18 protein-coding genes are annotated in these 21,357 nt (G+C 45.7%); 6 read left to right on the forward strand and 12 right to left on the reverse strand.

Going from position 1 to position 21,357, the window contains the following annotated elements; all coding sequences use genetic code 11:
* Window positions 1–77: 77 nt before the first annotated feature.
* Entirely contained in the window at window positions 78–2,438 is a 2,361-nt protein-coding gene (locus QUB68_RS27030) for a GumC family protein (RefSeq protein WP_332998018.1), read from the reverse strand.
* A 198-nt stretch (window positions 2,439–2,636) separates the two neighbouring features.
* On the opposite strand from QUB68_RS27030, the gene QUB68_RS27035 reads away from it, so the two are divergent.
* Complete coding sequence (locus QUB68_RS27035; RefSeq protein ID WP_332998019.1) at window positions 2,637–2,891, forward strand: hypothetical protein; 255 nt, start codon at window positions 2,637–2,639, stop codon at window positions 2,889–2,891.
* Between the two features lie 570 nt (window positions 2,892–3,461).
* Here the strand turns inward: QUB68_RS27035 and QUB68_RS27040 are convergent.
* Window positions 3,462–4,889 carry an MFS transporter gene (locus QUB68_RS27040; RefSeq protein WP_332998020.1) on the reverse strand — a complete coding sequence of 476 codons (1,428 nt, stop codon included), beginning with the start codon at window positions 4,887–4,889 and terminating at the stop codon, window positions 3,462–3,464.
* 515 nt (window positions 4,890–5,404) lie between these two features.
* Window positions 5,405–6,478 carry a radical SAM protein gene (locus tag QUB68_RS27045; protein ID WP_332998021.1) on the reverse strand — a complete coding sequence of 358 codons (1,074 nt, stop codon included), beginning with the start codon at window positions 6,476–6,478 and terminating at the stop codon, window positions 5,405–5,407.
* A gap of 463 nt (window positions 6,479–6,941) precedes the next feature.
* On the opposite strand from QUB68_RS27045, the gene QUB68_RS27050 reads away from it, so the two are divergent.
* The 3 genes from QUB68_RS27050 (at window position 6,942) to QUB68_RS27060 (ending at window position 9,662) form a co-directional block, all read left to right on the forward strand.
* Complete coding sequence (locus tag QUB68_RS27050) at window positions 6,942–7,724, forward strand: ABC transporter permease (protein ID WP_332998022.1); 783 nt, start codon at window positions 6,942–6,944, stop codon at window positions 7,722–7,724.
* Between the two features lie 233 nt (window positions 7,725–7,957).
* Complete coding sequence (locus QUB68_RS27055) at window positions 7,958–8,821, forward strand: aldo/keto reductase (protein ID WP_332998023.1); 864 nt, start codon at window positions 7,958–7,960, stop codon at window positions 8,819–8,821.
* A gap of 163 nt (window positions 8,822–8,984) precedes the next feature.
* Window positions 8,985–9,662: a GIY-YIG nuclease family protein gene (locus QUB68_RS27060; RefSeq protein ID WP_332998024.1), complete on the forward strand. Its 678-nt coding sequence runs from the start codon at window positions 8,985–8,987 to the stop codon at window positions 9,660–9,662.
* Window positions 9,663–9,900: 238 nt separating this feature from the next.
* Here the strand turns inward: QUB68_RS27060 and QUB68_RS27065 are convergent, their stop codons facing one another.
* Window positions 9,901–10,755: a DUF3598 family protein gene (locus QUB68_RS27065; RefSeq protein ID WP_332998025.1), complete on the reverse strand. Its 855-nt coding sequence runs from the start codon at window positions 10,753–10,755 to the stop codon at window positions 9,901–9,903.
* 18 nt (window positions 10,756–10,773) lie between these two features.
* On the opposite strand from QUB68_RS27065, the gene QUB68_RS27070 reads away from it, so the two are divergent.
* Complete coding sequence (locus tag QUB68_RS27070; RefSeq protein WP_332998026.1) at window positions 10,774–11,583, forward strand: SAM hydrolase/SAM-dependent halogenase family protein; 810 nt, start codon at window positions 10,774–10,776, stop codon at window positions 11,581–11,583.
* Between the two features lie 141 nt (window positions 11,584–11,724).
* On the opposite strand, the gene QUB68_RS27075 is transcribed toward QUB68_RS27070, so the two are convergent.
* From QUB68_RS27075 to aat, 4 genes are all read right to left on the reverse strand, one after another.
* A complete protein-coding gene (locus QUB68_RS27075) occupies window positions 11,725–12,621 on the reverse strand; it encodes an alpha/beta hydrolase (RefSeq protein ID WP_332998027.1) in 897 nt (298 codons plus the stop codon).
* A 71-nt stretch (window positions 12,622–12,692) separates the two neighbouring features.
* Window positions 12,693–15,332 carry a leucine--tRNA ligase gene (gene leuS / locus QUB68_RS27080; RefSeq protein WP_332998028.1) on the reverse strand — a complete coding sequence of 880 codons (2,640 nt, stop codon included), beginning with the start codon at window positions 15,330–15,332 and terminating at the stop codon, window positions 12,693–12,695.
* 250 nt (window positions 15,333–15,582) lie between these two features.
* Window positions 15,583–16,347: a Uma2 family endonuclease gene (locus tag QUB68_RS27085; protein ID WP_332998029.1), complete on the reverse strand. Its 765-nt coding sequence runs from the start codon at window positions 16,345–16,347 to the stop codon at window positions 15,583–15,585.
* 100 nt (window positions 16,348–16,447) lie between these two features.
* Complete coding sequence (gene aat, locus QUB68_RS27090; RefSeq protein WP_332998040.1) at window positions 16,448–17,026, reverse strand: leucyl/phenylalanyl-tRNA--protein transferase; 579 nt, start codon at window positions 17,024–17,026, stop codon at window positions 16,448–16,450.
* Between the two features lie 64 nt (window positions 17,027–17,090).
* Here aat and QUB68_RS27095 point away from each other — a divergent pair, with 64 nt between their 5' ends.
* Complete coding sequence (locus QUB68_RS27095; protein WP_332945506.1) at window positions 17,091–17,420, forward strand: hypothetical protein; 330 nt, start codon at window positions 17,091–17,093, stop codon at window positions 17,418–17,420.
* Window positions 17,421–17,649: 229 nt separating this feature from the next.
* On the opposite strand, the gene rpsN is transcribed toward QUB68_RS27095, so the two are convergent.
* The 4 genes from rpsN to rseP all read right to left on the reverse strand — a co-directional run bounded on the left by rpsN (window position 17,650) and on the right by rseP (window position 21,176).
* On the reverse strand, window positions 17,650–17,952 hold the full coding sequence (gene rpsN, locus QUB68_RS27100) for a 30S ribosomal protein S14 (protein ID WP_332998030.1): 303 nt from the start codon (window positions 17,950–17,952) through the stop codon (window positions 17,650–17,652).
* A gap of 358 nt (window positions 17,953–18,310) precedes the next feature.
* Complete coding sequence (gene nth / locus QUB68_RS27105; protein ID WP_332998031.1) at window positions 18,311–18,955, reverse strand: endonuclease III; 645 nt, start codon at window positions 18,953–18,955, stop codon at window positions 18,311–18,313.
* A 173-nt stretch (window positions 18,956–19,128) separates the two neighbouring features.
* A complete protein-coding gene (locus QUB68_RS27110) occupies window positions 19,129–19,887 on the reverse strand; it encodes a Uma2 family endonuclease (protein ID WP_332998032.1) in 759 nt (252 codons plus the stop codon).
* 188 nt (window positions 19,888–20,075) lie between these two features.
* Window positions 20,076–21,176, reverse strand: coding sequence for an RIP metalloprotease RseP (gene rseP / locus QUB68_RS27115; protein WP_332998033.1), 1,101 nt, complete (start codon window positions 21,174–21,176; stop codon window positions 20,076–20,078).
* Between the last annotated feature and the right edge of the window lie 181 nt (window positions 21,177–21,357).

The raw sequence follows: 21,357 nt of genomic DNA on the forward strand, positions 1-21,357 counted from the left end.
TGTAAAGGTTTGTAGTGAGGACTCTTCGTCTTCACTACAAACCAATCTGATTGTGGTCGTCCTTTTCGGACATGATATCACTCTTTTTTGGGAGCTAGTTTGCGGATGCCAGACTCTACTGGTGCCAAATTCAAATATTCATTTTTATCTGCCACAACTGATGATTGAGATGCTTGATACTTCTTGCCTTTAGTGGCGTGATTGGCAACTGTGCCCAAGCAGGGTATGCCAAAATTTTCTAATTGACTGAAAACTTTTTTGACTACCGAAAACTTGACCTGGCGAACTGCTACAACCATCAGTATCCCATCTGTGCGCGCCGCTAAAAAATTCGCATCTTTACTATCAACCAGCGGCGGCGTATCGTAAATAACTAAGTCAAATGTTGCGTGAAGTTCATCCATTAAATACTGCATCCCAGATGAGGCAAGCCGTCTAGCAGTACCGGGAACAGGAATACCCGCAGTTAATACAAACAGACTATCTGCTAGATGCGATCGCTGGATAATTTCATTGGGTTCGTGTTTATTTTCGAGCAAATTGCTCAATCCCTTGACATTAGGCAGATCCAACAGCAAGTGCAGGCTGGGCGAATGCAAATCGGCATCTACCAACAGCACTCGCTGACCCGCCAGCGCTGCCACGTGAGCTAAATTTAAAGCAACGGTAGATTTGCCTTCGCCAGCGGTAGCCGAACCAACTGCCAAAGAGCTAATCGTTCGATTTGAAGAAAGAAAGCGGATATTAGTATAAAGAGAGTCAAAAGCTTCTATAAATTCCGAAGCAATTTTTTTATTCCCTTCTTTTCCTTCAAGATAAGCATAGGCATTAGCAATAGAAGGCGGAAATTTTTTAGCATTTTTGTCACGAGGAATTACTCCCAATAAAGGCGCATCAACCGCATCTTTAACATCATCAGCACAGTAGAAAATATTGCGGAACTTTTCAATGATAATAGCTGTTGCCAGACCCAACACTAGCCCCCCAACAATTGCCATGAAAAATTTGTTTGCATTTTTCGAGGCAACAGGAATCGGTTTGCCTGTTTTGAGATCTTTGGGTACCTGGGGCTCGGAAATTATTTCCCAAGGTACTTGGCTTTGGGCTGCTTGGACGCGCAGAGTTTCCCGCTGAGTTAAAAGTTGATCGCGGCTGCGGGAGGCTATGTCTAATTGCTGTTGCAGTTCGTTGTAGCGGCGGGCTATACTGGGGAATTCTCTGGCTTGTCGGGTCAAATTAATTTTAGTTTGGGCGATCGCCTGACTGCGAGCTTCTAAAACTTGAACTTGGTTAGCAGTATCAACCAATTGTTTGATCAAGCCTATGCGAATCGAATTTTGAAAATTCTGAACTTTAGCATTGGCTTGAGTGCCTACTAAATTTTGCCCCAAAATTCGCTCAGTTTGCTGGTTGAGCAAAGCTACTAAATTTGCCCGCTTGCGCTCTAAAGCTTCCACTATAGGGTTAGCAGATTTAAAACGAGCTGTTTCTACAGCAATCTGACCTTCTACTTCCTTAACCTTGGTCAGCAACTCTTTATATTGAGGTTCTTCGCTTAAAGCTGAAGCGGCAATAGCTTCATTTGGTGTAAAATCTAATTGTTTTTGCAAGTTAGCGTACAGCGTTTTCTGTTCCTGCAGCAGCCTTTGAGTTTCTAACTCTAAAGTTTCTACGGTGCGAACTTGCACGATCAATTGCGCGCCTTGTTCTTTAGGATCGGTAATCTTTTGCTGCTGCTGTATCACCTGTAACTCCGACTTCAGGTCATTTACGCGCTTGTTGAGTCCCGGAAGCTGGTCTTCAATAAAATTAACACCTTGACCAATGCGAGTCTTGCGTTCGTCAAGGCTGTACTTTAAATATTTCTTTTTAGTTTCTTGTAAAACGAACTCAACTAATTTTGGGTCCTGCCCCATGAACCGAACTTCCAAAATTTTAGTTTGTGTAATCTCATTGTCTCCGAGGCGCAACACGAGCAATCCTTTTTTAAGAATTTCCTCAGTAACTTCTGGATATTTTTTTTGGACTTGTTTAGCAATAGCCGACAGCATCTGAGGACTCTGGAGAATTTGAAGTTGAGTTGCATAGTCCAAACTAAAAAATTCTCGATTAGGCACTGCCCCCCCCTCGCCGCGATTGGCGAGGGCAGATGCGTCGGCAAGTCTTGCCTCCGTTGTCACGGGTTCCACCAGCATCCGAAAATCGCCTTGATATGTTTTCTTGCCTTGCTTGATCTGAAAATAAACTCCACCGCCTGCTAGAGCGATAATCCCAATAATGACTAGGGCTTGTCGCCCAAAAGTCCTGAACAACGGCTTGAGATTCAATCCTTTCTGAGGCGCCGCGCTTAACTCTTCTCCCTCGTCAACGGAAAATTGCTGCACCTGTCGGCTCTGGTTGCTAATGGGTACGATATGAGAGTCCTGTTCTGTTTCCATGTTGACCTCTTGGATATTTTTTTGGTAAAATCAGCTTTATTTTGCCAGCCTTCTGGTTGATAGTTTCACCATTGACTTCAGGATATCACAGGAAATTATAGGTCTGTTCTACCTCCTTCTCATACTTCTGGCGATCGCATTTCACCCATACAATAATAACTAAATCCGTTTGTGCCGGCTGCAATTTTTTTTTTCTAAATGAAGAGAGAGTTGTCTCCGACTGCGTTGCTGTCTGCTGTTTGGTGGTGGTATTTAGGCTTGCTGCAAGGCACTGCTGGCGTTTTCGGAGTCGTCGCCTCCCGGGCCCGCCGATCGCGCTATAACTTTACCAAACTTTTACAATTTGCCGTCACACCCGGGCCGCCAATCGCCCTGGTATTGCCTTGTCATCTCTGCCATTTTTTCGATCGCCACCAACGGCAGCAGCACCTGTTAACTTACCCGCTTTCCTGACCGGCTAACAAGTTTTGCATTTTCCACGTAGATATAATAATTAACATTATGCTGCCGATTTTTCTCACCGTAAATAATCCAATCCATTTGCTAGAAAAATTTGTATCTGCTTTTAGTGATCAACTTTTTGACTAGCAGGATAATTGCTCGACTCTACATGATAAGCACCCGTTATAATTTTATCACAAACTACTCTCAATGGTAGGAAGTGACATAAAAATTAATAAATTGCGAGTTGATACTCGATCGACATCTCGAAAAAATCCAGCCTTGTAAGTGGCGGTGGGCGATCGGACGGTGCTGGGCGATGTGATGTTTTGGTCGAGAAATACGGGTTTCAGGGTTCTTCAACTCTTGCTAAAACCATCGCCGCGATGCGCCATCCGACGGCGGTGGACAAGCTACACTTACATCAGTATCAAATGCACAACAGGCTATTATTTGGTGAGGCTGACTAGACTTGCATTGCCTAAATATTTGATACCAGATAGAAACAGCTCCTGAGCAATCCTGAATGCAGATAGATTTCTAAATGGGACAGCAACTTGGGTAGCTCAAGTTGATTGCAGCTTACTGATTTTGTGCTTTCTTTTCTCGAAGTTTCAACAATATTTCTGCATGAACTTCGCGGGTAATCGGATAGAAATAGGTGAGAATCATGCCGCCAATTAAAGCGATTGTGGGCAGCGGCCCGATCGCAACTCGAATCGCGAACAGTGCAGAATCCGGCTGTACGGGTGCAGGCTGTCCCTGAACAGTGGCGAGAAATCCAGCTCTTTCTAAGGCTTGTCCTACCAACCACAAACCCACTGCCAAACCAATTTTTTGCAGCAACACCATAAACGAATAGAACACGCCTTCACGTCTTTCGCCTGTTTGGAGTTCGTCGAGTTCAATCACATCCGGTATCATCGACCAAGGTATGAGATAAGCAGTGGAAACTCCCACACCTGCCATAACTGCTAGCAGGTACATCTGGACTACTTGTCCCGGTTGCAGGAAAAACAGTCCAGCTTGGGCGATAATCCACAAACTCATGCCCATAAAATATACGGCTTTTTTGCCGTATCGCTCGCTGACTTTACTCCAAACAGTTAACATGGCGAGTGCAGTGCCTTGAACTGCGATCGCAGTTTGGGTAAAAGTTGCTGGCGGCAGATTCATCCAGTTGATCACAAAATAGGGCAAAATCGAAGCAGTTAATTGCACTCCCAGCCAAGAACAGAGATAAATTCCAATTACGTACAAAAAAGGGCGATTGTTAAAGGCAATCCGCAACTGTTCTCCGATCGGCAGCGATGTTGAACTGTCGTCTACTGGATTTGCTTGCAATTGAGCGAGAACGTGTTTGCGGGTTCCGAAAAAGCACCAGTACAAAGGCAATACTGAAATAACTGCACAGAGTGCACCTAAGATTAAGTATTTTTGGATGTCATCTTTAACTAAGGCAAAGATAATTTGCGCGATAATTAATGACAAAATGCTGCCGCCGATCGAGAAAGAAAACCGGAAACTGTTAAGGCTAGTGCGTTCGTTGTAGTCTTGGGTCAATTCAGGGGTGAGGGCGGTGTAAGGCAGGTTGACGGCGGTGTAGGCGGTGTTAAACAAAATGCCGATCGCCACATAGTACCAAAACAGTATCGTGGGATCTTTGCTAGGAACAATCCACTGCAAAAAGAAGAAGATCCCGAAAGGAATTGCGCCGTATACCATCCAAGGATAGCGGCGGCCCCAGGGATGAGAAGTGCGATCGCTTAAAACCCCTACAATCGGGTCATTTATGGCATCCCAAACCTTACCGATCAGCAAAATGTTGCTTGCAGTTCCCGCACCCAAACCGGCGACGTTGGTAAAGAAAAACAGCAGGAAAAATACCAGAACATTCGCAGTAATTGCGGGGCCGAGGTCTCCCGCACCGTAAGCTAGTTTTGTGGAGAAGCTGAGTTTTTTTGTTTCCGGGTTGTTGGCGGCTGATTCAGGGGGGGAAGTGTTGCTCATAAACTTTGATTTCTGGATTTTTGGGCAGTCGCAGTCTTTCCAGTAGGAGTATAACTCGCGCTACGCCGTAATACTAAGTTTTTTTTGGCGATCGGGACGAGCCTGAAGATTTGTTCATTCAGTTGACCTGGGACAGTTGATAGTTGACCTGGGACAGTTGATAGTTGACCTGGGACAGTTGACAAAAGAAGTCCGAGGATTGGAGTAATGAATAGTCTGATTTTAATTGAGCCATACAAGGGTTCCGGCTTTAAACCAATTCTTTCTGGTAATTGGGAAAAAGCTAGGGCGAAGTTTCACCAATAATCTTTAGTTCCCACCCACAATCGAAATAAACCTACTCCCACCCAGCGAGAGCAATTCCAAAAACCGAGGAATTCAGTCCGGACTACAAACCTATTTGACTGCGCTGGCGCGATCGAACTACAAAATTACAATTCATCCAACAAAAAACCGGGTTTTTGTAAAAAACCCGGCTACCATGAATCCCCAGCGATAATAACACTGTTCCCGCGTCAATTTTTTAATAACTTCATCCCCATTTTTACCTTGTCCAAAATAGTCTTTTGCGAGACGCAAGTAATCAGACAAAGCTTGCCGCAATTCAAAGTATCCCGGCGGACTTCTTGCGCTTTTTCGCCGTACCAAATCTCGCGGGCGTTGGCTTCTTTCACATTGCCAATCACCGGATATTCATCGCACAATTTTACATCGCCGCGCGTATCAATCCAGTAATTGCGCAGTCCAACGCGACAAGGACGAGTTGAATCAGGAGCTTTTTCTTCTTGGAAGTGAGGAACCATCAAGCGCAATACTTCATCGCTGTTCATAATTGGCGCGCCATTTTTCTTCATCTCAATTAAGCGCTCAATTACCTGTGAAAATTCTTCCCTGTCTGCTTCTTCAATCCACAATTCCGAATAGGTTTCTGGAGTCCAGCGGTTGACTGGTTGGAAGTTCACCGTCGTGGCTCCAATTCCCTTCGCCCAGGTTACAATTTCTTCTAGGTGGCGGAAGTTGAGGCGGTTGATAGTGGGTTTGACGTTGATCGGAAACAGGACGTTTTGTTTTTCTTGTTCTTCGCGCAGATAAACGATTCCTTTGGAAAGTCTGTCGAACAATCCGGGTTGGCCTCGCAAATAATCGTGCAATTCTGCATTCGGCCCGTCAACGGACATATTCACATTAAAAGGACGCGCCGCCACAGTTTTCGCGGCATTTTCCTTAGTCATGCAATAGCCGTTGGTGGTGACACCGGCGTGAATGCCGTTTTTGTTGGCAAATGTCAGTAAGTCTAGAAAACCTTTCTTAATATAAGGTTCGCCGCCGCTAAAGTTGATGGAAAATTCTCCGACAAATTCTTTGACGCTTAAGAGGGCATTTTGCCAATCTTCGATCGTCATTTCGTCTTTATATTCTTTGAGCCGCCAATACTCGCACTGGCGGCATTTAACGTTGCAGCGCTCGTTAACAATCCCGTAAAAAGTGACTGGGGTTGTCATGTCTAGCCCTGTATTGATCCGCAGCGATTCGGCTACTGCACTCTTGGTGTGCTTGACGCCCAGTCTGGATAATGTTACAACATCCATGTCTTTTTTTTCCCTTACGTGTTGTTACTTAAGTCAATTTCTCGCACCCTCTTTTGTACGTATGATTACGTATTACTGATTACGTATTTCTTACGAGTACGTATGCACTATCCTAAGTGTTCCTTTTGGGTATGGCTAGATGCTTTTCAAATATTTATAATGTTAAGCGTTGTAACATATCAGGATTACTAATAAGTAAAGCGAGATTTCGTGCTGAGAGATGAAATAAGCTGAATTCTTGGCGAATACTACACGCTTAAAGTTGAGTTAAAGTAAGAATTGTAATTTTTGTTTAAATTTAGTTAAACAACTTAATACTATTTATCAGTGAAAATACTTAAGTAAGCTGTATTAATAACTTAAAATTATAGTGAAATAAGCGGTCAGTACAGTAGCAGGCTTCACACAACCTTTACAATAGGAGGGAATTTAAGTATTTCAAGGACAAAAAATGGCGACAAACATGAGACGATATTTCCAGGTACTGAAATTGTTCTGGGGTGCGGCGATCGCAGCCGAGCTCGAATACCGCATCAACTTTGTCCTCGCTGCCCTCAGCAGCCTGGGAAACCTTGCTGGTAGCTTGTTCGGACTGTTTTTGTTCTACCGTACCGGCTACACTTTTTCTGGCTATTCCTGGGAACAAGCTTTAGTTGTACTCGGCATTTTTACGATATTGCAGGGGTTTTCGTCAACTTTTCTGGCGCCCAACCTCAGCCGTATTGTCGATCGAGTGCAGCAAGGTACTCTCGATTTCGTACTCCTCAAACCCATCAGTTCGCAATTCTGGCTATCTGCAAACACAGTCTCCCCTTGGGGCATCCCAGATTTAATCTTCGGCGCCGGATTGGTGCTGTATGCTGCTAACAAATTGGGAGTAGGAATCGGCAACTATTTTTTAACAGCAATCCCGCTGTTATTCGGAACTATTACTCTTTACAGTATCTGGTTTATGTTAGGTGCAACTAGCATTTGGTTTGTTAAGATTTACAACGTTACCGAAGTCTTGAAAGGATTGTTAGAAGCGGGCAGGTTTCCCATGGCAGCTTATCCCGCAGCTTATCGATTTTTCTTTACATTTGTAGTTCCCGTTGCCTTCTTGACGACTGTGCCGGCAGAAGCCATGCTGGGTAGAGGTGACATGGTTTGGATCGCAGGGGCGGGAATTTTGGCGATCGGGCTGTTAGTTTTATCCCGATATTTCTGGCAATTTGCACTCCGCTTTTACACCAGCGCTTCCAGTTAAGTAAGCAGGAAAGTTCCAGGGCGGCAAGAGATTGTCTGTGATGTTTGAGGGAAAAAAGGAGAGAAGGTTTGACCAGTGGAAAGTAGGAAATTTAAATATACACTTAAAATTCAGTACAGCCGACGGATCAAATATTTTTTGCCTATCTAGTTAAATCCTAAAAAAAATAGTAGAATATCAAGATATCCTTGAAATCTAAACTCTCAATCAACCACGCAAATGAGGGCAAACGAATGAAAAGAAAAAAACTGGGCAACAGCAATTTTAATATCAGTGCGATCGGTCTGGGTGGTATGCCGATGTCGTTAAAGGGCAGGCCGCCAGAATCGCAAGCAATTGCGGTAATTCAGCGCGCCCTCGATTTGGGCGTCACCCTGATTGACACCGCAGATTCCTACTGCCAAGATGAATCGGACAAACACCACAACGAGCACCTGATTGCTAAAGCTTTGCAAGAGTACACGGGAGATATTCGCGCCGTTACTGTGGCCACGAAAGGCGGCTTAATGCGGCCTCAAGGTGCCTGGACGCGCAACGGTAATCCTCACCATTTGCGGCAGGCAATTCGCGAAAGTTTTGAAGCGCTGGGCGGCGAAAAGCCGATCGACCTTTGGCAGTACCACTCGCCCGATCCAGCCTATACAATCGAAGCAGCCCTAGCACCCGCAAAAGAAGCAGTAGCAGCAGGAATGATTCGATTTATCGGAGTTTCCAACTTTTCTGTAGAGCAGATCAAACGCGCCCGCGATACAGTAGAAGTTGTCTCGGTGCAAAATCAGTACAATCCGTGGCACAGACAGCCGGAATCCGACGGCGTACTGGAATATTGCGAAGCTGAAAAACTGACATTTTTTCCCTGGAGTCCTTTGGGGGGAAGCCGCCGCGCTACCAGCTTGCAAGATATGCCCGCGATCGCGAAATTAGCAGCCGAAAAAAACGTTTCAGTTTACTGTATAGTATTAGCTTGGTTGATGGCAAAATCGCCCTGCGTCGTTCCGATTCCCGGGGCCACAAAAGTATCGAGTATTGAGGACTCCGTGGGGGCGATCGAAGTTAAATTGACTGACGAGGAATTGCAACAAATTGCAGCAAGTTAAATAGGTAAGCTGTTGGGCATTTAAATTGGAGGTTCGGGGTGATGCTCGGAGCAACGCCCCACAATAATTTGATTGTTGTTTGAGAGAAAATTTAATGCTGCAACAGCTTATAAGGTCAGAGATTTAATTAGTAAAGTTACCACTTTTTGAGGAATTGGGTTTTATGGAAGTGAATCAAGTGAATGCCGATCTAGATGTAGCAATTGAACATCAAAACGTACCTGTCGCCCATGAAGGACTGCACAACTTTTTATACAGTTCCGACTCAGAACACAGCGCAGAAAACGCTATTTCTGAAGTAGAAAATGACGGCACGCAAGTAATGTCGATCGATATGTGGCGCCAAATAGCAACTAACGCAAAAGTCGCCGGCGTTTACGCTGTCACGAACACTTCCGGTAATACTGAGTATATAGGTTATTCGCGAAATATCCTGCTGTCAATCAACGGTCACATCGCCGAAAACGGCGCGGAAAATTGTGCTTTTGTGCGCGTGCAAACTTTCAAATTCCCTAAACGGGAAGAAATGGAAAATTTGCGGGATGCTTGGATAGCAGAACTCGGCAGCATTCCGCCTGGAAACGGTGCCCAGAGCGAGATGTGGGCGAGTACGGTAGGTCAAGCAGCGCGATCGGCAATGTCGGCCACAGAGCAACAAGCTTATGAGGAAAAGAAGCTGAAATTGCGTAAAGCAATGGCAGATTCTACTCTTACTAAAGAGTTAGAAACAGCCGCTAAAATTGATGGGGAACGACACCAGCATCTGGATGCTGCTGTTAACAATGATGATTGGAGTTCTGTGATTCAATCGCAAACTCAGGAAACCAAGTCCGGCGAATAATATTTGCTGTTAGATAAACTTTCGTTTGTCGTAAGTAGGCGCTCTAATTTCTGTCGCTTTCTTGGCGAGAAACCGGGTTTCTGCGAAAATTTTGGGTTGAGTACGATAAATTTAGGAAGAAACCCGGTTTCTGAGATTAGTGCGATCGAATTTCTCTTGTTGGGTGGCGAGAAACCGGGTTTCTGCGACAAATTTCGGTTGAGTACGATAAATTTAGGAAGAAACCCGGTTTCTGAGATTAGTGCGATTGACCTTTTTTCCGTTCAGTAACTAAAGTCAAACTTACCCATTCACCCTTGTCATTGTAACTGCGAATCATCCGAAACCGCAAGTCAGGTTCTACCAACCAACCGGCTTCAAAAAATATCGGTTTTCTGGATTCAACTTTCACCGGACAAGTGCAAGAACCGCCGTCAGGAAGCAGCAAAACTTGTACGGGCGTTGCACCTTCGTTGAAATCGATCACAGAACCGTCAATCCTGCCGCTAGAACTGATAACATTAGCATTGCTGCCAAAAGTAATTTTCTGCACTATGCGATCGCCATTTTGCAAATCCAATTGTAGTTTGGTAGAATAACGATCGGGAGAACGCCCATCTGGATACATGGTCACAGCCTCGCCCTGCCATTCTCCCAGCAAATCGCCCACAGTTAAAGGCGGACGTTCGGGGACGTTTTTATCGAGCTGTTTTTCGCGAATTAAGGTAAGTTTGGATAAATTGCCGTCGGTATTGTAGAGCTGGACTAAGCGCAACCGGCGAGAATTGTAGATAAAACCAAACTCGGCGCCCGACTCAGAATAAGGCGCTAGTTGAATAGTTCCCTGACAAAAATCTCCATTCTCAAAAAATAGGATATCTCGTCCCAAACTCTGATATTCTCGAACCAGTTCGCTGACTTCCGGTTCGCCGAAACCGCTAGGATTTGGGGAAAAGCGGCGCAGTTTCAACCGCACAGTTTTGTTATCGTTGAGTCCTTCGAGAGCAATAATGGTAGGAGTATCTTGCAGTACCTCTCCCCGCGTTGATAGCTGAGTGAAGGAACCGTGCCATTCTCCTAAGTTTTGCAGAAAGTTTTCCCACTGTGCTACCATATTCTTACCTTTGGATATATGTCTAAAAATAGAATTATAACTCTGCTGACGGATTTTGGATTGAGCGATGTTTATGTGGGAGTGATGAAAGGTGCGATCGCCCAAATCAACCCGCAACTCAAAGTTATTGACATTACGCACCAAATACCCTCTCAAAATATTGCAGCGGGCAGGTTTTGTTTGATGACTGCTTTTGCTTATTTTCCGCCAGAAACAGTACATATTGCGGTTGTCGATCCGGGTGTGGGTAGCAACAGACGCGGGATTGCGGTTAAATGTGCTAATTGCTTGCTTGTCGGGCCGGATAACGGGTTGTTTAGCGGGGTGTTAAGTCGCGAAAGTGCGATCGCCGCTGTAGAGCTCACAAATCCGCAATACTGGCGCATACCTGAACCCAGCAGCACCTTTCACGGTCGCGATATTTTCGCTGCTGCGGGCGCTCACTTGGCGAATGGGGTGGCTTTGGAAGAGTTGGGAAGGGCGGTACGCGCTGCGAGTTTAGTGCAGCTACAGATACCAAATTGCGCCGTTACAGGCACAGGTGCGGTAGGTTGCGTTCAATATGTCGATCGCTACGGCAATCTAATTACAAATATCCCCAATGATTGCATTATAGGTAACAATTGGTCAGTGACAATTACCAATAGTCCCGATACAATTTGCATCCCCAGTGGCAAAACCTACAGTGACAGCAAGCCAGGGGATTTAATAGCCATAGTTGGTTCTGACGGTTGGCTAGAAATTGCCGTTAACAGCGGCAGCGCTCAATCCGTTTTGCAGCTACAAGTTGGAGATAAGGTAGAAATAATTTACATAGATTGCGTGTAATCTGCATTTATAGTCGTGGAGGCAGAAACCGGGTTTTTTACGAAAATATTGCATCATAGCCTTTAATATCGGTGAAAAACCCGGTTTCTTTGGTCTTGATTCGTAAGTCCAGATTCCAGATCGGTTCTAAAAACACCTTATTCATCTAATTCTAGATTTCTCTGCAAAATCAACAATAGTTTGGCCGTATTCACTGCTGTTAAAAAAAGCATCTCCATTATTGTGCTTAGCATTAGGAACCAGCAGAATTTGCTTAGGTTCAGGAGAAGCAGCATACAACTTTTCACTCATCGCGGCCGGAATCAAAGGGTCAGCAGTCCCGTGGACAAACAAAACCGGAATTCGCAGCAATTTAACCTTAGCCAAAGAATCAAAGTTTTGTGTCAGTAGCAGCCGCAGCGGAAACACCCGCATCAAACTTTGGCGTTCTACCATATCCAGCATGGAAGTGAAAGAACTTTGAACAATTAATCCCGCAGATTCCGAATGTGCAACTGCTAATTCTACAGCAACAGCACCTCCCAGTGAATGGCCGTACAAAAAGATTTTGCTAGGCGACAATTGCCGCTGTTTGACTAAATAATTATAAGCTGTTTCCGCATCTTCATACACCCGATTTTCGCTGGGAAAACTGCCTTGACTGCGCCCGTAACCCCGGTAATCTATCAGCAATACGGAAAAACCAAATTGTCGCAAGCGGTAAGATTGATTGATATTCGCACCGATGTTAAAACCCTTGCCGTGCAGGTACAATAGGGTTCCTAGTGGCTGTGGATTTGCTGCTGGCAGCCACCAACCGTGAATTTTTTCTGTTTTTTCCGTTTTGGGCGATCGCCCGTTGACTGGCAACCAGACCTCTTCGTAGGGGATGTTGAAAGCATCGGGTGTTTTGGCGATCGCAGGTGTGGGACTAAAGATGAGACGAGTTTGCAGGATAAACAATAGTATACAAGAGACTAGATAGGCGATCGCCAAAAATTTTACTAAAGACGACAGCCATCTCAAAAAGCGCGGTTTTGTAATTTTTAGCAGGCTCATTGTTTTGCGGGCTACTTCTTAACTGCAAGTCTCAGAAACCCGGTTTATCCAAAAAACCGGGTTTCTCATCTTTATCTAGCTACCACGAAATTAACCAACTTTCCAGGAACCACAATCACTTTTTTAATCTCCTTACCTTCAATGTGACGCTTCGCCAAATCCGACTCGCGGGCGTAATTTTCCAAAGCAGCTTTATCCGCACCAGAAGGCACTTGAATAGTGCCGCGCGTCTTGCCCATAACTTGAATTACCAGCGTAATTTCATCGGTAATTAAAGCAGATGGATCGGCAACAGGCCAAGTTTGCAAGTGAACCGATTCGCTGTTCCCAATCAAATGCCACAATTCATCCGCAATGTGCGGTGAAAAAGGCGCTAACAGCAAAATCAAAGTGTTAATTCCCTCTGCATAAACTGGCGAATCCTTACATTTAGCATCGGCCAGCGCATTATTCAATTTCATCATTTCGGAAACAGCAGTATTGAACTGATACTCGCCCTCCAAATCTTCCCGCACTTCCTTAATTGCAGTATGAATCGCCCGCCGCAAATCCTTCTCAGCTTTGCTCAAATTAAGGCTTTCCACATTGTCTGCACTACTTAATTGTGGGATGGGCGTCCCGCCCGTCTCCAGTAATTGTGGGATGGGCATCCCGCCCGTCCCCGGTAATTGTGGGATGGGCGTCTCGCCTGCACCACAGAACTCTGTCACCACGCGCCAAACGCGATTTAAAAACCTAAATTGCCCTTCCACATCAGCGTCATCCCACTCTAAATCCTTCTCAGGCGGCGCTTTGAATAAAATAAACATCCGCGCCGTATCTACCCCATATTTCCCCATAACTTCCAAGGGGTCAACACCGTTGTATTTTGATTTAGACATCTTCTCATAGAAGACTTCTAAAGCTTCCCCTGTTTGCGGATCTTTAGGATTTTCCGGGTCTACATCTGATGCAGCAACGTATTTGCCAGTCACAGGATTTTTGTAGGCTTTTGCTTGCACCATGCCTTGAGTTAACAGGCGCTTAAATGGTTCGTCGCAATCGATTAAACCCCGATCGCGCAAAACCTTCGTAAAGAACCGCGAATACAGTAAATGCAGGATTGCGTGCTCGATACCGCCGACATATTGGTCTACCGGCATCCAATCATTCGTCTTCGCAGAATCAAAGACTTGCTCGTGATTTTGAGCATCAGGATAGCGCAAAAAATACCACGATGAATCCATAAAAGTATCCATCGTATCCGTTTCCCGCTGCGCCGGAGTCCCGCAACTTGGACAAGGAACGTTTACCCATTCTGGCATCTTTGCCAAGGGCGAACCTTTACCAGTAAATTGTACATTTTCCGGCAACAATACGGGTAAATCAGATTGCGGGACTGGGACTGTTCCGCAATTAGGACAGTGAATTACCGGAATCGGAGCGCCCCAATAACGCTGTCTAGAAATGAGCCAATCTCTCAAGCGATATTGCACTCGCGCTTGACCACAACCTGAATCTTGGGCAGCTCTAATAATTGCGGCTTTACCTTTAATTGAATCCATGCCGTTGAAGCTTTCGGAATTAATCATAATTCCGGGTTCGGTGTAAGCTTCCGTCAGCGGAACTTCATCATCATCCACAATTACTACTTTAATTGGTAGTTGATATTGAGTGGCAAATTTGAAATCTCGCGTGTCGTGGGCGGGTACTCCCATGACTGCGCCGGTGCCATATTCGTACAGCACGTAATCGGCAATCCAAATTGGGATTTCTTCATCGTTGAAAGGGTTGATTGCTGTGCCGCCTGTGGGGATGCCGCGCTTGGGTTTGTCTTCGGCTGTGCGATCCATTTCGCTTTGCAGTGCAACTTCTTTGATGAAGGTTTCTACAGCGGCTTTTCTGTCTTCGGTGGTCACGAGCTGAGTTAACGGATGTTCCGGTGCTAAAACAACGTAACTCACGCCATAAATTGTATCGGGACGTGTGGTGAAAACGGCGATTTTTTCATCCATGCCGACGATGGGAAATTCTAAGTAAGCGCCGACTGATTTACCAATCCAATTGGCTTGCATTAATTTGACTCTTTCGGGCCAATCTGGCAATTTATCTAAGTCGTTTAATAACTGTTCGGCGTAATCGGTAATTTTGAGGAACCACTGCCGCAATAATTTGCGCTCGACTTTCGCACCGGAACGCCAGGAACGACCTTCGTTGTCTACTTGTTCGTTTGCTAAGACTGTTTGGTCGATCGGGTCCCAGTTAACTGCGGCTTCTTTCTGATAAGCTAATCCTGCTTCTAAAAATTGCAAAAATAGCCACTGTGTCCACTTATAATAATCGGGAGAACAAGTTGTAACTTCTTTTGTCCAGTCGAAAGAAATACCCAGGCGGCGAAATAAGCCTTTCATCTGGGCAATATTTTCATACGTCCATTTTGCCGGGGGAATTCCGCGCTCGATGGCGGCATTTTCTGCGGGCAAACCAAAAGCGTCCCATCCCATCGGATTGAGTACGCGATAGCCTTGCATCCGCTTGAGTCTGGCAATTACATCGATGATTGTGTAGTTGCGGACGTGGCCCATGTGCAGGTTTCCCGACGGGTAGGGGAACATGGATAAGGCATAAAATTTAGGCTTTTCCGTATCTTCTGGCATCTGGTCTAAGTTTTGCTCAGCCCATGTCTGTTGCCATTTTTCTTCGATGGATTGGGGGTTGTATCTGGAGTCCACAGCAATTGCTCCGTGCAGAGTTTAGTAATGTTTGCTTCAGTATTTTTGCACATTCAAGGGGCTGCGATTAGGATTCTTTTGCACCCCCAAGGATTTTGGCTCGAATATCTGTATTATAACTTGTAGTATATGCGATTTTCGTTGGGGGCGATCGACCAAATCTCCCCGTTCGCCCTGAAAAAAGTAAATAACTGCAATCCGCAGCAACCCGATTTCTTTAAAAAACCGGGTTTCTACTCGTTGTTTGGGCTTAGATGCTATCTGGGTCGATGTTCAATTCGCGCAATTTGGCGGCTAAACGTTCGGCTTTTTGAGCTTCTTCTTCTGCACGCTGCGAGGCTTCTTCGGCGCGCTGCGAGGCTTCTTCTGCACGCTGCGAGGCTTGTTCGGCCCGCTGCGAGGCTTGTTCGGCCCGCTGAAATTCTTGTTCTGCGCGCCGTCGCTCTAGTAGTCGCTCTGCATTTATTTCGGAATAGGAAAGAAACTTTTCTCCATCAGGCTTATAAATTTCTAACCCTGATTCTGGCAACTCAAACCGCACTCCCAGTCTCGGACTGATCCATCCCTCCATCGGTTCAATTGGTTCTAAGCTTCCTTCAATTCTTTGCCAACCTTCCAACTCATTTATTTCGGGGTCGTAAAGGTAATATTCCTCAACTCCATAGCGATTGTAAAATGAAAGTTTTTTGTGCATTTTTGTGTTGCTGTCGTTGTGGGAGCGAATCTCAAAGACGACTTGGGGAGGGATATTATCTTCGCCAAATTGTAGGTAGGAACGGCGCTCGCCTTTTGGTCTACCAAATATTACCATCGTATCTGGTGCTTGAGAAATGTCATTTCTTCTCTCAACCGGATACCAGAGTAAATCGGCTGCTACAAACACGTTGGGGTCATCTTCAAACAGCGAGTCGCAACCTTCTTTGATGGTGACAATTAATTTGTATTGAATTGTACTTTCTGCCATTGGTTCACCGTCGCTGGATGGATAAATGATTTCTTCGGTTGTGACTTGCATTGTGGTTGTCTCCGAGAATTATCTATGCTTGATTATACTATTATTTGAAGTAGGCATATCGGGTGAGGAAGCGGCAGTGCTATTTGCCTGACAAGAATATTCACAATAGCGAGCATCGGCGCTTTAAAGCTGCTTGCAAAAGAGTGTTGTACTGTTTTTCGTTGACAGTATATGCTCCGAATCTTTCCAAGTGGGGATTGTTCATTTGAGCGTCAAAAAGTAGATAAGATCGATCGCGCAATCTCTCCACCAACTTCACCATCGCCACCTTAGAACCCTCGGGAATTCGGAAAAACATCGACTCCCCGATAAAGGCACCGCCTATAGACAGTCCTAAAATACCGCCCGCCAATTCGTCGCCGCACCAAGTCTCGAAGCTGTAAGCCCAACCGGCCTCATACAAACCCCAGTAAATCTGCTTGAGCTCCTTAGAAATCCAAGTCGTTTCTCGATCGGCACAACCCTCAACCACCGCCCCAAAATCGCGGTTCACAGCCACCGAAAACCGATTTTGATTCAACGCCCGGCCCAGCGATCGCGGATAGGTAAATCTCTCATCCAGCGGTATCAGCGCCCGCTGGCGGCTCGAATACCACCCCAAACTCTCCTCCCCATCATTCGCCATCAAGAAGTAACCTTGCGCGTATCCCTGTATAATTGACGGTATATCATATTGCATATATTTATCAGTTGTCATTTGTCCGCTAACCTTTCAAAGTCAACATTAGCAATTAGGAATAATCATGTCTGAAACCATCGAACCTATTACCTTACCGCCCGCCCAAAACCCCGAACAAGAAAGTCAATGGCTGCAAGAAACACTCCTCGCATGGCTAGACTCTGAGTTTATCCCAGAAGCCGCCAACCAGCAAATAGCTAAAAGAGCCGCCCAAATTTATCTCCGCCAGCGTATGGAAGGCGAAAACGACGTGGGCAGCCTCGTAATTGCGATCGTCACCGAAATGCAGGCCTATGATTTTTCTAAAAGCTTTTACGGCGAATTTGCGATCGCCAATGCCGTCAGCGACTTATTACTAGAAAGTCTCGGTATCGATAAATGCTGCGGCCAATGAAGTAAGAAAGAGGCAGAAGGAAGAAGGAAGAAGAAAGAAGGAAGAAGGAAGAAGGAAGAAGGAAGAAAGTCTGAAACAAAAATAAACCCAAATATAATCTTGCCGATTATTCATAAGTTTTTCTTCATTCCTTCTTCTTTCTTCCCTCTCTCGCAACGATAACTAAACCCTTCTTTCTTCTATCCGTTAAATCCGTTACGAAATCCGTTGCCGAACTTCCTTCTTTTTACTACCAGCTAGACTTCACAACACCGGGCAAAAGACCTTCGTGAGCCATTTCTCGCATCATGTTCCGAGACAGTCCGAAATCGCGATAGTAACCTCTGGGGCGACCAGTTGCCCAGCAGCGGTTGCGGAGGCGAGTCCGCGAACTGCCGCGGGGTAGCTGTTGCAGTTGGCGGTGAATCGCCATTTTGTCCATCTGATTCGGAGCTTGGTTGAACTGGTCTTTCAGGTCTTCGCGCTTGTCAGCGTACTTGTCTACGAGTCTTTGGCGCTTTTTCTCGCGCTCGACCATGCTCTTTTTAGCCATAATCTGTTTATATCCTTAGATAAATCACAATCTACTATTTTACTATATTGTGGTGGTTTTAGATCGCTTTTATTTTAATTACTTTTTTTGTTAACAAGATTTTTGGCAGCAGGCAAGATGCCTGTTCCACAAGAATTTAAGCTTTTTTGCTAACAGGCAAGATGCCATTGGTGTCAACAATCTCTTAAAAACTTTTGTATCTCTCGTTCACAGCCGAGGCCAGATCCCCCTAAATCCCCCTTAAAAAGGGGGACTTTGATTTATTTCTGGTTCCCACATTTTTAAGGGGGGTGCCAGGGAGATATAGCTCCGAATTATGGAACAGGCATCTTGCCTGTTGCTGACACTGGTGCCAAATCTAACTATTAGCAGAAGGGCACAAATCTGCAAGTTCACAAATATTGCAAATCGGCTTTCTCGCATTACAAACCGCCCTACCGTGATAGACCAACCGAATCGACCAATTTTCCCAATCCGGCTGCGGCAACAATAGCATCAAATCCCGCTCGATCCGAATCGGATCGGCGTGTTCGGTCAATCCCAACCGCTGACTCAAACGCTTGACGTGAGTGTCTACCGTCACGCCCAGATGAAGACCAAAAGCGTGGGCGAGAACGACATTAGCCGTTTTGCGGGCGACTCCGGGCAATTCTAGCAGCAGTTCCATTTGCTGCGGAACTTGATTGTTGAATTTATTGACGATCGCCCAACAAGCAGCTTTAATGTTTTTAGACTTATTGCGGTAAAAACCAGTTGATCGCACCAGACGCTCCAATTCATCCAGATCAGCATTTGCCAAAGCCTCCGCATCCGGGAAACGATCGAACAAAGCCGGCGTTACCAGATTTACGCGATCGTCGGTACACTGAGCCGCCAGAATCGTCGCCACCAGCAACTGCACGGGGGTTTCGTAGTTGAGAGTGCAAGGGGCTTCTGGATACAGGCGTTTGAGGCGAATCAGAATTTCGAGCGATTTTTGTTTTAAACTTAACTTTTTAGTCATTAGTCATTAGTCATTAGTCATTAGTCATCAGTCATCAGTCATCAGTCATTAGTTATATTTTTTCCGGTAACTACGGAATTATACAGTGCTGTCCCCGATCGTGAGTCGTGATCGCGATCGGGGACAGCACTATAAAATTAAAACTGAGATGCTCCCAACTTGATATTAGTCATTTACAACTGATTGGGGTCAATTCCCATGTCTCGGAGCCGAGCTTCTAAAGCCTGCGATCGCGATCGTTCTTGCTCCAGCATAGTTTCTGCCTGTTCGGCTCTTTGCCGTTCTTGTTCGGCTCTTGATTCTGCTTGTTCGGCTCTTTGCTGTTCTTGTTCGGCTCTTGATTCTGCTTGTTCTCGAAGTTGAGCGAGCTCCACAAAACTCACAAACGGTGTTCCATCAGGCCTGAATATTTCCAGTTCAGTTTCTGATACTTGAAACCGCACTCCCATTCTTGGACTTACCCAGCCGTTGACTTGTTCGATTGGTTCTAATCGTTCCTCTCGACGCTCCCATATAGTCAAATCCACATTTGCTGGATCGTAAAGATAATATTCTTCTATGCCGTACTGTTCGTAAAATCTCAGTTTTTGTAGCATCGGAGTCAGGCGATTTCCCCGCGACCAAATTTCAAAGGCGACTTGCGGCGGAATGTTATCTTCATTCCATTGTTGGTAGGAGCCTCGATAACCTTTCGGTCTTCCAAAGGCTACCATCGCATCTGGCGCTTGAGCAATTTTGTTGTTTCCTTCTACTGGATACCACAGTAAGTTTCCCGCTACAAAAATATCAGCCCTGCTGGCAAATAACAGTTCTAAGTTTTCTTTAATCCAGACGATCAATCGAAACTGTTCGGTATTGTCTGACATTGGTTCACCGTTATCATCTGGATAGATAATCTTTGCTTTTTCGGGAGATTGCAGTTGTGTGACCATTGCTATTTCTCCAATTTTACTGGTTAATTTATATTACTCAGCAGTCATCAGTGGTGTAATGACTAATGGCTGCTGACTAATCACTAATGATACCTATCAACTATCAACTGCCAACTGCTAACTGCCAACTGCCAACTGCCAACTGTCAACTTTCAACTGCCAACTGCCAACTGTCAACTATCAACTGACTACTGCTGCCGAAGACTTTGCATCAAATCAAAGCCAGCCAAATTAGCAGTATCGCGAACAATTAAGAAAATTCCCAAGCCCAGCAACAGTACCAAACCAGTCTGCATCACATTTTCCTGAATACGGTTCGGCAGAGGTTTGCCCCGCAGTCCTTCTATTAACAGAAAAGCGAGCTGACCGCCGTCCAAAGCAGGTAAAGGCAAGATATTAATCACAGCTAAATTGATGCTAATTAACACCGCATACTGAAACAAACTCGCTGCATCCGATCGCGCAATCCCTGCACCAATAGCCACAATTGCCACTGGCCCGGACAACTTTTCGGCAGTCTGGCTGAAATTGCTAAGTAACTGCCCAAAACCTTGAAACGTCAGCACTACAATGCGCTCAAATTCAGTCGCTGCCTTGCTAAATGCCTCTACAATTCCCGCCCGCTGCCGCACGACAGTCCCGTTAGAAGTTAGCTGCACGCCAATCTTACCTTTACCGTCAGGTGACAATTCGGGAGTGACTGTCACCACAAATTTTTGTTCTGCACGCTGAATTTCCAACGCCAAGGGTTGCTTGGGATTATTTTGGATTGCTGCGACTAAAGATTTGATTGCTTCGCCGTTCGCGCCCAATTCCTTGCCATCAACGGACAGAACAATGTCGCCCGATCGAATTCCCGCTTGTTTGGCGGCCGAACTGACTTCTGCGGCGACTTCCGGGACTTTAACTCCCGGGAGGTAATTCAGGGATGCCGCGCCGACGGTGGTCAATTGCACTACCAGCAGGAAGTAAGCAAAAATTAAGTTGGCAATTACCCCTGCACTAATCACGATCGCCCGATCGAGCACGGGACGATTTCGCAGCAAATTCGGGTCATTGGGGGGAATTGTGCTGTCTGGATCGTCATCCGGGAAACCCACGAAACCTCCCAGGGGAAAGGCGCGGAGGGCGTATTCGGTTTCCGGGCCTTGGTACTTCCAGAGGACGGGGCCGAAACCAATGGAGAAGCGGTTGACGTGAATGTGTTGCAGTCTCGCCGCCAAGAAGTGGCCGAGTTCGTGAACGACAATCAAGATACCTAAAACTGCGATCGCTGCCAAAACTGACATGAAGGATTCCACTAACACTTTTACTTGACTTTAATTTATTTTAATATCTTTTTCAGATTGGTGGCTTGCGATCGGCAATTTTCAGTCAAACTGGAAGATGGTGTTTTTGTCAGAAGTCCGGGCGCGGAGCTCGACCGGACACGGCGCCAAACAAGAATGCGCGATCGCACCTGATTCTACA

This window comes from Microcoleus sp. A006_D1, from assembly GCF_036702805.1.
In the GTDB taxonomy this organism is placed as follows: domain Bacteria; phylum Cyanobacteriota; class Cyanobacteriia; order Cyanobacteriales; family Microcoleaceae; genus Microcoleus.

What these genes read in the sequence shown, in the direction of transcription:
- QUB68_RS27030 (WP_332998018.1), bottom strand. Translation starts at nt 2,438, where the DNA reads ATGGAAACAGAACAGGACTCTCATATCGTACCCATTAGCAACCAGAGC.
- QUB68_RS27035 (WP_332998019.1), top strand. Translation starts at nt 2,637, where the DNA reads ATGAAGAGAGAGTTGTCTCCGACTGCGTTGCTGTCTGCTGTTTGGTGG.
- QUB68_RS27040 (WP_332998020.1), bottom strand. Translation starts at nt 4,889, where the DNA reads ATGAGCAACACTTCCCCCCCTGAATCAGCCGCCAACAACCCGGAAACA.
- QUB68_RS27045 (WP_332998021.1), bottom strand. Translation starts at nt 6,478, where the DNA reads ATGGATGTTGTAACATTATCCAGACTGGGCGTCAAGCACACCAAGAGT.
- QUB68_RS27050 (WP_332998022.1), top strand. Translation starts at nt 6,942, where the DNA reads ATGAGACGATATTTCCAGGTACTGAAATTGTTCTGGGGTGCGGCGATC.
- QUB68_RS27055 (WP_332998023.1), top strand. Translation starts at nt 7,958, where the DNA reads ATGAAAAGAAAAAAACTGGGCAACAGCAATTTTAATATCAGTGCGATC.
- QUB68_RS27060 (WP_332998024.1), top strand. Translation starts at nt 8,985, where the DNA reads ATGGAAGTGAATCAAGTGAATGCCGATCTAGATGTAGCAATTGAACAT.
- QUB68_RS27065 (WP_332998025.1), bottom strand. Translation starts at nt 10,755, where the DNA reads ATGGTAGCACAGTGGGAAAACTTTCTGCAAAACTTAGGAGAATGGCAC.
- QUB68_RS27070 (WP_332998026.1), top strand. Translation starts at nt 10,774, where the DNA reads ATGTCTAAAAATAGAATTATAACTCTGCTGACGGATTTTGGATTGAGC.
- QUB68_RS27075 (WP_332998027.1), bottom strand. Translation starts at nt 12,621, where the DNA reads ATGAGCCTGCTAAAAATTACAAAACCGCGCTTTTTGAGATGGCTGTCG.
- QUB68_RS27085 (WP_332998029.1), bottom strand. Translation starts at nt 16,347, where the DNA reads ATGCAAGTCACAACCGAAGAAATCATTTATCCATCCAGCGACGGTGAA.
- aat (WP_332998040.1), bottom strand. Translation starts at nt 17,026, where the DNA reads ATGCAATATGATATACCGTCAATTATACAGGGATACGCGCAAGGTTAC.
- QUB68_RS27095 (WP_332945506.1), top strand. Translation starts at nt 17,091, where the DNA reads ATGTCTGAAACCATCGAACCTATTACCTTACCGCCCGCCCAAAACCCC.
- rpsN (WP_332998030.1), bottom strand. Translation starts at nt 17,952, where the DNA reads ATGGCTAAAAAGAGCATGGTCGAGCGCGAGAAAAAGCGCCAAAGACTC.
- nth (WP_332998031.1), bottom strand. Translation starts at nt 18,955, where the DNA reads ATGACTAAAAAGTTAAGTTTAAAACAAAAATCGCTCGAAATTCTGATT.
- QUB68_RS27110 (WP_332998032.1), bottom strand. Translation starts at nt 19,887, where the DNA reads ATGGTCACACAACTGCAATCTCCCGAAAAAGCAAAGATTATCTATCCA.
- rseP (WP_332998033.1), bottom strand. Translation starts at nt 21,176, where the DNA reads ATGTCAGTTTTGGCAGCGATCGCAGTTTTAGGTATCTTGATTGTCGTT.